Source organism: Massilia sp. P2_C2, assembly GCF_056404615.1.
The window spans coordinates 1-10,637 of sequence record NZ_JBFUDR010000229.1 but is presented as its reverse complement, the minus strand read 5'-3'; the positions used below and the strand labels follow the sequence as shown (position 1 = coordinate 10,637).

Below are 10,637 nucleotides of genomic sequence, written 5' to 3'. Positions count from 1 at the left end.
TACTACACGGACATCCTGCGCAAGGCGGGTTACGAGGTGACGGCGTGAACAAAAACATGATGTTCCTGTTGGCGGCAGTGGGCGCAATGCTCGTCATGAGCAAGAAAGCCACGGCGGCGCCTCGCACCGCGGCGCCGCCGGGCGCGTCGCCCGTCGCGAACAACGTGAACAACCAGCTATGGGCGAAAGTCTTGGGCGGCACATGGAAGGCGCTCGTCGCGAACGGCACGAGCACGGATGGGACGCCGTTCCTGATGCGGAACGACCTCGGCCAAGTCGTCACGAGCGACGGCAAGCCGGTCGATTCGATCTACTCGGACATCACGGGCGCGCTGTCGGGCGGCGTGGACACGACGGATGCGTCGGGCGGCGTCGACTACCTCGCGCAAATGGGCTGGTGATGGCATCCGCGCTCAAGGCTGAAGTGCTCATCGTGGCCGGGGTGGCGTTGGCCGTCATCTACCTGACGACCAAGGCCGCGAGCACCGTCGCGGACACGGCGGGGCAGGTGTGGGACGCGACCAAGGACGCGGCAAAGTATGTCGACCCGACGAGCAGCGACAACATCGCATACCAGGGCGCCTCGTCGCTCGCGCGCTGGCTCGCCGGCCGCGAAGACGGCACGCTGGGAGACATCTGGTACGACTACGTACACAAGGCAGAACCGGACCCGGTTACGGGCCAGCCGACGAACTACAGCGCCGCGCAGCAGGCGGCGGACCTCAAGGCAATTCAACAACTCGAAGCCGGATATCACGGCATGTAACCTGAAAGGAGAATCACAGATGGATCGATTGAAAGAGGCAAGCACCTGGGCGGGTATCTCGGCCCYGATTCCGGCGCTGCAGGCGGCGTTCGCGGAACCGCGTAACCCGCTGGCGTGGCTGGGCGTGATCGGTGGCGTCGTCGCCATCGTGCGCCGTGAAGGCGTGGCGGTGAAGTGATGGAAGGCTACGCGATCGCCATCGTTGGCGCCCTCGCTGGAGGCGTCCTCGCGGGCGGCGCGGGCTTGTTCAAATGGGGCATGAGCGTCGAACGGCGTCTTGTGCGTGTCGAAGTCAAAGCGGGGATCACACCATGAGCAAACGTTTGCCGCCGCGAGGCAAAAACGGCCGCTTCAAGCGCCGGAAGAAGTGAGAAAGGCCCGCATGCGCGGGCTTTTCCGTTACCATTATTGCTTTCGGATAACTCTGAGGAAGCGATGAAAATTTATATTGCCGCACTCGTCGCGGCTTTTGCCGTAGTTGCCTTGCCGATGAAGGCGAGGGCGCAGGACGATGCGGGAACCGGTTTCGCGTGGAAGTGCTCTCCGACTGGGCGAAATGCTRTGCAGTGCCAAATAAAGAACACCGGCACTGTTCCGGCTGGCATGTGCGTAGAAGTGGTGAAAGTATGCAAGTCCGGAGACCATGCCGCATATGTCTGCACCGACAAGATGAACCCTGGGGAAGTCGAGTCCCGTGTGGTCGATAACTTCGATCCGAAAGTAAAGTTTTTGGAGTCGTGTTACGGTGTGGAATACAGGAAAAAGCATATCGATAAATGAGAAAGGCCCGCTAAATGCGGGCCTTTTCCGTGACGCGTTACGCTATTCGTTCCAGAGGTGAGACGACGTCACCGGCCGGGGTGACGACGCCGAGCTTCATGACGGACTTCTTGACCGGCACGGCCCAGAACATCTGGCGGTGACGTAGATCGGCCTCAAGGCGCTTCAGGCGCATGATCTCAGGAACCCACCAAGGCACGCGCGCGCGGCCGCTGAGCCAGTCGCGGACGGTGCGCTCGTCGCGGCGTAGGCGGCGCGCCAGATCGGGCAACGGGATGCCCATGGCGTAGTAGGCGAATTCAGTCGGGTTGCCGTATCTCAGATTCGGGTAGCGCACGAAGACTCCAATAAAAAAGGGCCGAGATAATCGTATCCCGGCCCAGCAAAAACATATCGAAATAGAAACGATGATTTACCTTGGATATTTACCGTTTCCGCCCAGCCCCAAATACGCATAATCTATATTATGTCAAATTCTGTTTGTGCCGAGCCCGGCATCAGGCCCGGATTTCCCTCCCCGGCAGAGTAAACGTCCCGTAAAGAACACCGGGCCGGCCGAAGCGGCCCGGTACACCGGTCTCACAGAATCGCGCGTCCATTCACCGACGCGATGATCTCGTCGTGTCGTTCATTGTCGGTCTTATGCAGGTACGCCGCCGTCGTCGCGATGTTCGCATGCCCCGCCGTGTCCTGCAGCGTCTTCAGCTGCACGCCATTGTTCGCGTGGTTCGTCAGCATGCTGTGGCGCAGCCAGTGCGCCGACGCCTGGCGCAGCGTGGCGGCCGTGTCCGCATCGCCGCGGGCGTCGGCAATACGCGCCGCATCGGCGAACACAGCCTTGATCGCTTCCGAAGCTGCCTCGTCGGTGATGCGCACGAGGTCGCGGCTGCGGCTCGACAGCACGAGCGGCGTGCGGTCCGTCCGGCCCGTCTGCGGCAGCAGTTCGAACGCCTGACGGTAGGCGCGGAAAGCGTCCAGCATGTCCGGTGGGACCGGCAGGCGGCGCGGTTTGTTGCCTTTGCCAAGCACGTCCAGCCACCAGCGGCCGTTGCCTTCCGTGTAGATCGAGCCCATGGACGCGCTCACGATCTCGTTCAGGCGCGCGCCCGTGTGGGCGAAGGCGACGAGCAGGAAGCGGTCGCGTTCGCGCCGCCGGAACGCGGCCGGCGTATCGGCCGGGCGTTGCGCGACCGTTTCCAGGGCCAGCGCGATCGCGCCCAGGGTCAGGTAGCGTGTGATGCGGCTGGACGATGGTGCGCGGACGTTGCGCACCAGCGTGCCCGGGTTGCGGCGCAGGTAGCCCGTCTGCTCGGCAAAGCCCATCAGGCCCTTGACGGCGATCATCGCCTGGCGCCGGCTCGCGTCCGACAGCGGGCCCGTGAACGGCCGGTAGCGCGGATCCGTACGCGGCCATTTCGTCTTCGACACCCACTCCGGCGGCGGATCCTTGAGGAATTCCTTGTACGCGTTCAGGTCGGCAACGTTCAGCTGGCCCAGCGTCTTGCGGGCTTCTTCGCGGCACCACGTCAGGAAGCGGAACAATTCCTTCTGGGTGTTCTGGATGGATTTCGCGCTCAATTCGCCGTGGGCGATGAACTCGCGGGCCAGTTCGATGTCGGTCGTCGCTTCCGTGATGGCGTCGTCGGCCTGGCGATACATCTTGACGTGCAGGCGGCCGCTGGCGCCGGTCGTGATCTCTTCCGGTATCGATGGGCCGAGGTCGATGGGCGTAAAATTCGGCATGGATGCGTGGATATCGGGCTGGTGGGGCTGTGTTTTCGTACAGTATACCAGTTTGCCGGTTTCCAGACTTAACTCGACAATATATTCGATAATGTCGAGTTAAAAGAAAGTGCTGTAGCGGCGCCGGCGCGCCCCGCAGCTGCTCGTGGATTGCCAGTCTCTCCTCTCGCGACAGTTCGAGGTATCGATACCTTCCGGCGCTCGTCCGCGCCAAAATGGGCTCCGGATGTATCTAGCGTGCAACAGGTGCACTTGCGTCATTGCGCCCAAAATCGGTGCGCAACGTTGTTCTTCCGGCACGAAAGTCAGCCTTCCGCCCCATCGATCGTCGCTCGCGACGGCGTCTGCTGCTTGATCCATCTCTTTCGGCCACTCCTGCCGTGTTCCGTATGTCGGCGTCGTATGGATAGGCCCGAAAAAAACATGTATGTATATGGTCGAGTTTGACTACAATCGTCACAGAGCATGTTATGGATAACAAGGTGTACACCACGATGTGGCACCAGCAGAGGAGACGACCATGTTCAGATTTTTCTTGCCCCCCGCCATGGCTGCTTCCAGCGCAGCCCGCTCTCCCCTTTCCCTTCTTAAACCAGAACAACACCAGCCAGGATGAAGGAGTAGCCAATGAAATGGCGTGACTTAGGACTACCAGGACTCACACTCATCGGCGCGCTCACCGTCGGCGCCTTGCCTCTCGCAAGCCCGACGGCCAGTGCCGCAACCACATCGGACGTGATCACGTCCTACCTGCCCACGGTCAACGAGACCATCGACGCCAGCGGCTTCAGGCACCCTGGCGTTGGMCTGACCAAGGACGTACTCGAGAACATGCGCACCCAGGTGCGCGCGCTCAAGGAGCCCTGGAACACGTATTTCAACCAGATGCTGTTGTCGGGCGCGGCCTCGTTGTCCCCTGCCATCGCCAACGTCAGCGCTTCCGACAGCACGAAGCCACGCTACTACGGTCTCAACTCGCAGGGCGTGGAATCCATCTTCATCAAGGACGCGTTGACCGCCTACACGCAGGCGATCCTGTATTACGTGACGGGTAACGAGACGTACCGCGCCAACGCGATGCGCATCATCCGCCTGTACGAGCAGATGGATCCGTCGCAGTTCGCGTACTACACGGACGCGCACATCCACACCGGCATTCCGCTGCAGCGGATGGTGGGCGCGGCGGAGATCCTGCGCTACACCAGCTACCAGACGGCCTCGCTGGCGTGGACCGACGACGACACGAACCTCTTCCTGAATAACTTCGTCCTGCCGACCATCAATACGGACGACAGTAGCCCCGATCACTTCATGAACCAGCACCTGTACACGACGATCGGTGCCATGTCGGGGTACATCTTTGCCGGCGACCGTGCGAACTACAACAAGACGGTCGAATGGTTCACCGTGAACAAGGTGGCGGATGACCAAGGCCAGAACGGCGCCATCAAGGCCCTGTTCCGGCTGGTGACCCGGAACGACGATACGGGCGAAGAGGTGACGCCCGCCGTGCAGCACGTCGAGATGGGCCGCGACCAGGCGCACGGCGCGGGCGACATCACGAACACGGAGATCCTGGCGCGCATGCTGATGGCCCAGGGTACCAAGGTCGACCCCGTCGACGGTACGGCCTCGGCCGCGCCGAACGCCGTCGGCCCGTATGAGTTCCTGGACGACCGCATCCTGCACGCCGCCGAGCAGTTCGGCGCCTACATGCAGGGCTACGAGATTCCCTGGATYCCGACCGCCTCCCACACCGATGCATACGGCAATCCCACCGTCGTGTACCACAAGGTGGCGGGCGCCTACCGCGGCCGCCTGACCCAGAATACCTGGGAGCTGTACTATTATTACCAGTACACGCGCGGCGTGAACATGGCRCAAGTCGCCCCCAACTTCACGCGCCTGTTCGCCAACCGCACCATCTACAACTGGGACGGCGGCGATGGCGGCGGCGACTTCTGGCTCTTCATTCCGGCAGCCGCCGCGGCCGAAGGCGGCCAGTACCTGGTCAAGACCATCACCGATCCGCTGCGCGAAGTCGAAGTGCGCTTCACGCCGCTGGATGCCAATTCCGTCGCCATGACCGACGCGACGGCCTCCTTCATCCGGACCACCGCGACGGCCGAGGGCAGCAACCTGGCCGTGTACGGCTATGCGAACGGTTCGAGCAGCATCGCCCTCAAGATCCGCACGAACGGCGTCGCCACCATGCAAGCCTTCGGCGACAGCATCCAGCTGCCGGATACCGGGGGCCAGTGGATGTACCTGCCGCTCGCGCACACGCTGGGCGACTTCCTGCCGATCACGATCGTCGGCAACGGCACCACGGTCGACTTCGACCACATCAACATTTCGGGCGGCAGCCTGAGCACGCCGACGTTCAGCGCGGGTAACGCCGACCTGAGCATCAACACCTACAGCGGCTCCAGCCTGCCCGTCACCGCCAACTTCGCGGCGACGGATTCGAGCGCGAGCGCGACGGTGACTTACCAGATCGACAATCTGCCCGCCGGCGCCACCTTCAACAGCAGCACGGGCGCGTTCAACTGGTCGCCCACGCAGGCCGGCACCTACAGCTTCGTCGTCGAAGCGCGCGACGGCACCTCCGTCGTCACCAAGCGCGTCACGGTGGTCGTGAGCGCGGACCGGCAGTCGGCGGTGGGCGCGGTGATCGCCCCGTACAACACCGCCCTGCCCTACGTGACCTCGACGGTTGCCACGTACCAGGCCGCCTACAACGACATCGAAAGCGTGATCTCGAGCGCGTCCGACGACGTGTTCTTCCAGAAGCTGGCGACGCTGAAGACCGCCGTGGCCGGCCTGCAGCTGCTCACGCCCGTGATCAGCGACGGTAGTCTGGACTACAGGAACATGCTGGTGTCGTCGACCTTCGGCGACCAGGTCCCGAACGCGCTGGACAACAATCCGGACAGCTTCGTCGGCTACTACCTGGCGCAGAACCGGACGCACACGCTCGATTTCGGCCCCAACTTCAAGGTCGCCGCGACGTCGTTCGGGCTGCAGGTGCGTACCAGCTTCCCCGAGCGCATCGGCGGTACGACCGTGTACGGCTCGAACGACAACGCCACCTGGACGCGCCTGACTCCGGGCCTGACGGCGGTGACGGAAGACATGCAGAACCTGCCGGTGGAGTCCGACCTGCAGAACCAGCGCTTCCGCTTCATCAAGATCGCCATGATCCAGCCGTCCAGCAGCATGCTGGAGCTGAGCGAGTTCCACATCTTCGGCACGCGCTATGAAACGGTGAACAAACTGTCCGCGGTGACGCTGGCTTCCGACCAGGCGTTGAAGAAGCGCATCATTCCGGGCAATACGATCAAGCTCAACTTCGTGTCCACGGAACCGATCAACAATGTCACGGCCACCATCCAGGGCCTGCCCGCGACCATCACGACGACGGACAACGTGAACTGGACCGCGGCCTTGGTCACGAACGCCGCCACGCCGACGGGCACGGTCAAGTTCCTGTTGAACTACAAGACTGCATCCGGCCAGGATGCCGAGCCGACGTTCTTCACGACCGACAGCTCATCGTTGTTCATCGCCGACCAGTCCGACTACATCAGCAACCTGCTCGGCATCACGTCGCTGAGCGATTCCAGCGGTCGCACCGGCTCGGACATCGTCAACTCCGTGGGTACCCTGTTCGACAGCAATCTCGCCTCCGTCACCGACATGCGCGTGAACGGCAGCGGCTACGGCGCCTGGGTCGAGTTCGATTTCAAGGGCGGCGGTTCTGCCACCCTGTCGCACGCCGAAGTCATCGCCCGCCAGGATCAGTACTCGGGCCGCATCAACGGCACCGTGCTCCAGGGCTCGAACGACAACACGAACTGGGACACGATCTCCAACGCGGCCGGCAATACGACCGACTGGCAGACGCTGACCGTCAACTCGCCCACGCCTTACCGCTACATCCGCGTCTACAACGGCGGCCAGTGGTACGGCAACATGGCGGAGCTGCGTCTGTACGGCGCCACGCAGTCCATCGCCCGGATCGCCACCGCGTCGCTCAGTTCGTCGCAGGCGGTGCTGAAGCGCATCGTGCCGGGTAATACCGTGACCTTGGCCTTCACCGCGAAGACGGCCATCAGCAACGTCACCGCCACGATCCAGGGCCAGAACGCCACGGTGGCGACGACCGACGGCATCAACTACACGGCCACGGTCACGTTGCCGCAGAACGTCACGCCGGGTCCGGTGACCTTCGCCGTCAACTACACCCAGCAGGACGGCACGGCCGGCTATCCGGCAACGGAGACGACGGACGGCACCTCGCTGACCATCGCCGACCAGACCAACAACCTGAGCCTGGGCACGCTGTCCAGCGTTGCGACGATGACCGATTCCAGCGGCCGCAACGCCACGGACATCGCCAGCTCGGTGGCCAACCTGTTCGACAGCAACGCCGGCACCTTCACCGACATGCGCGTCAACGGCAGCGGCTACGGCGCCTGGCTGGAGTTCGACTTCAAGGCCGGCGGCACGGCCACGTTGTCGCGCGCGGAAGTGCTGGCGCGCCAGGACCAGRTCGGCCGCATCAACGGCGTCGTGCTCCAGGGCTCGAACGACAACGTGAACTGGACGACGCTCTCCAATGCGGCCGGCAACACGGGCGACTGGCAGACGCTGACCGTCGGTTCGTCCACGCCGTACCGCTACATCCGCGTCTACAACGGCAACCAGTGGTACGGCAACATGTCCGAGCTGCGCCTGTACGGCACGACCGCGTCGACCGCGCTGATCTCGACCGCGTCGATCACCTCGGCGCAATCGCTCAGCCCGTCGACGACGCTGGTGAAACGCATCGTTCCGGGGAATGCCGTCACCCTGAAGTTCACGGCGAAGTCGGCCATCTCGGGTGTCACGGCCACGATCCAGGGCCAGGCCGCCACGGTGACGACGACGGACAACATCAACTTCACCGCCACCGCGACCCTGCCGCAAGGCGTGGCCGCGGGCACCGTGGGCTTCACCGTCAACTACACCCTGCAGGACGGCACGGCCGGTTATCCGGCCTCGGCCACGACGGACGGCAGCGGCGTCTATCTCGTGGATGAATCGGACGTGATCCGCAACATTTCCACGGTGGCGACGCTGATCGACTCGTCGTCGACCTCGTACCATACGGCCGCGGCGACGAAGACCAACGTGGATGTCCTGTTCGACAGTAATATCGGCACCACGTCGGACTTCCGGATCGGCAGCACCAACTCCTGCGTCGGCGCGTACATCATCTTCGACTTCAAGTCGGGCAACCAGGTGAACCTGACGACCGTCGAACTGCTGGCCCGCCAGGACCAGGCCGGCCGCGCCAAGGGTATCGTGTTCCAGGGTTCCAATGACGGTAGCACCTGGACCACGATCGCCGGCACCGGTGCTTCCACCATCGACTGGCAGACCTTCGCCGTCAGCAACCCCAAGACGCCATACCGTTACATCCGCATCTACAACGGCGGCACCTGGTGCGGCAACATGGCGGAAGTGCGCCTGCACGGTTCCCTGCATGCGGCGGACACCACCGCGCCGGTGACGACGGACAATGCGCCCACGGGCACTGTCAACCAGGACACGGCCGTGATCCTGACCCCGACGGACACCGGCGGTTCGGGCGTGCAAGCGACCTACTACACCGTAGACGGCGGCGCGCAGCAGACCGGCACCACCGTCGCCCTCACCACCGACGGCACGCACACGCTCGTCTACTGGAGCGTGGACTGGGCCGGCAACGTCGAGCAGAAACACACGGTGACGGTCACGGTGGACAAGACCGCCCCGGCCGCCGCCGGCCTGTACCCGGACGTGACGGCGCCCACCAACCAGAACGTGAACGTGTCGATCTACTACCCGGTGGATGCGACCGTGCGGGAGTACAAACTGGGTGATACCGGCGCCTGGACCGCCTACACGGCCCCGGTCGTCGTGACCGCCAACACCACGGTCTATGTCCGCGGCACGGACGCGTCGGGCAACGTCTCGGCGATCTCCAGCCTGGCCGTCGCCAACATCAACAAGGTCCCGCCGGCGGGCGCCAGCTTCGTGCCCAGCAGCATGGACCCGACCACCGGCAACGTCACCGTCGCCATCACCTATCCGGCCAACGTGGTGGTACGCCAGTACCGCGTCGGCGACGCCGGCGGGTGGACGCCCTACACGGGGCCTGTCGTCGTGACCGACAATGCCGTCGTCTATGCGCAGAGCACGGACGCCGCCGGCAACGTCTCGCCCGTGACCACCTATGCCGTCACCAACATCGACCGTACCCCGCCGGTGGATGCGCAGTTCTCGGCCAACATCACCGATCCGACCAACAAGGACGTGACGGTGACGGTCGTGTTCCCGTCCGACGCCGCCGTCAAGGAGTACAAGATCGGCGAAAACGGGACGTGGACGGCGTACGGCGCACCGGTGGTGATGTCGGGTAACGGCATCGTGTTCGCGCGTGGCACCGACGCGGCGGGCAACGTGTCCAACGTGACGCAGTACAGCGTGTCGAACATCGACCGCATCCCGCCGGTCGGCGCCTCGCTGGTCGTTGACACGACCGCCCCGACCAACCAGGGCGTCAATGTGACGATCGCGTACCCGGCCGACGCCGCCGTCAAGGAGTTCAAGGTCGGCGACGGCGATTGGASRCCGTACACGGGCACCGTGCTGGTCGCGAGCGATACCACCGTCTACGCGCGCGGCACCGACGCCGTGGGCAACGTGTCGAACGTGACGAGTATCGTGGTCAGCAACATCTACAAGATCGTGCCGACGACCAGCGTCGCRATGCTCCCCGCTTCGCCCAACGGCAAGAACAGCTGGTACACGACSGACGTCTCCCTGACSCTGGCCGTSAACCCGGGWTCGTAYGGCGGTGCGGTGACGACSGAGTAYCAGGTSAAYGGCGGCGCATGGACGGCSACCTCGGGTGAGGMGCTCGCGTTCKCCGAAGGCGTCTACACGGTGRSCTWCCGCAGCCGSGACSAGGCRGGCAACGTGGAGCAGACCAAGWCCATCCAGTTCAAGGTCGACAAGACCGCGCCGACGCTCTCCGTGGCGCTGGACAAGTCCACGATCTGGCCGCCGAACCATACGATGGTGCCGGTCATCGCCACCTTGTCCGCGACGGATGACGGTGCCGGGATCGAATCCGTGGTCCTGACCAGCATCACGAGCGACAAGCCGGACAGCGGCCTGGGTGACATCCACGCCGACTTCGGCACGCCGTCGACAACCTTCAGCGTGCGTGCCGAGAAGGATCGCGTCTACACCGTCACCTTTACCGCGACCGACAAGGCCGGCAACAAGACGGTGAAGACGGCGACCGTCACGGTCC

Annotated in this window: 8 protein-coding genes; 6 read left to right on the top strand and 2 right to left on the bottom strand. The window is 63.9% G+C overall.

Annotated elements, in window-relative coordinates; translation table 11 throughout:
- From AC1DYX_RS22255 to AC1DYX_RS22235, 5 genes are all read left to right on the top strand, one after another.
- On the top strand, positions 1-401 hold a 401-nt coding region (locus AC1DYX_RS22255; RefSeq protein WP_477262872.1), incomplete at its 5' end, for a hypothetical protein.
- The gene (locus tag AC1DYX_RS22250) at positions 401-766 is read left to right on the top strand and encodes a hypothetical protein (protein ID WP_477262870.1); all 366 of its coding nucleotides are present in this window, start codon (positions 401-403) and stop codon (positions 764-766) included. The genes AC1DYX_RS22255 and AC1DYX_RS22250, both read left to right, overlap by 1 nt.
- A gap of 19 nt (positions 767-785) precedes the next feature.
- On the top strand, positions 786-944 hold the full coding sequence (locus AC1DYX_RS22245; protein WP_477262868.1) for a hypothetical protein: 159 nt from the start codon (positions 786-788) through the stop codon (positions 942-944).
- A complete protein-coding gene (locus AC1DYX_RS22240) occupies positions 944-1,081 on the top strand; it encodes a hypothetical protein (protein ID WP_477262866.1) in 138 nt (45 codons plus the stop codon). Before AC1DYX_RS22245 ends, AC1DYX_RS22240 begins: the two co-directional genes overlap by 1 nt.
- Positions 1,082-1,201: 120 nt before the next feature.
- Positions 1,202-1,546 carry a hypothetical protein gene (locus AC1DYX_RS22235; RefSeq protein WP_477262864.1) on the top strand — a complete coding sequence of 115 codons (345 nt, stop codon included), beginning with the start codon at positions 1,202-1,204 and terminating at the stop codon, positions 1,544-1,546.
- A 37-nt stretch (positions 1,547-1,583) separates the two neighbouring features.
- Here AC1DYX_RS22235 and AC1DYX_RS22230 read toward each other — a convergent pair whose 3' ends face one another.
- Both AC1DYX_RS22230 and AC1DYX_RS22225 read right to left on the bottom strand, forming a co-directional pair.
- Positions 1,584-1,883: a hypothetical protein gene (locus tag AC1DYX_RS22230; RefSeq protein WP_477262862.1), complete on the bottom strand. Its 300-nt coding sequence runs from the start codon at positions 1,881-1,883 to the stop codon at positions 1,584-1,586.
- Between the two features lie 242 nt (positions 1,884-2,125).
- Positions 2,126-3,289 (bottom strand): tyrosine-type recombinase/integrase, encoded by a 1,164-nt coding sequence (locus tag AC1DYX_RS22225; RefSeq protein WP_477262860.1) that lies wholly within the window; start codon positions 3,287-3,289, stop codon positions 2,126-2,128.
- A 627-nt stretch (positions 3,290-3,916) separates the two neighbouring features.
- On the opposite strand from AC1DYX_RS22225, the gene AC1DYX_RS22220 reads away from it, so the two are divergent.
- Positions 3,917-10,637 (top strand): OmpL47-type beta-barrel domain-containing protein (locus AC1DYX_RS22220; RefSeq protein WP_477262858.1); only part of this gene is annotated, 6,721 nt, incomplete at its 3' end.

Bases quoted from the DNA above. Each gene is read 5' to 3' on its own strand.
- AC1DYX_RS22250 (WP_477262870.1), top strand. From the start codon at position 401: ATGGCATCCGCGCTCAAGGCTGAAGTGCTCATCGTGGCCGGGGTGGCG.
- AC1DYX_RS22225 (WP_477262860.1), bottom strand. From the start codon at position 3,289: ATGCCGAATTTTACGCCCATCGACCTCGGCCCATCGATACCGGAAGAG.
- AC1DYX_RS22240 (WP_477262866.1), top strand. From the start codon at position 944: ATGGAAGGCTACGCGATCGCCATCGTTGGCGCCCTCGCTGGAGGCGTC.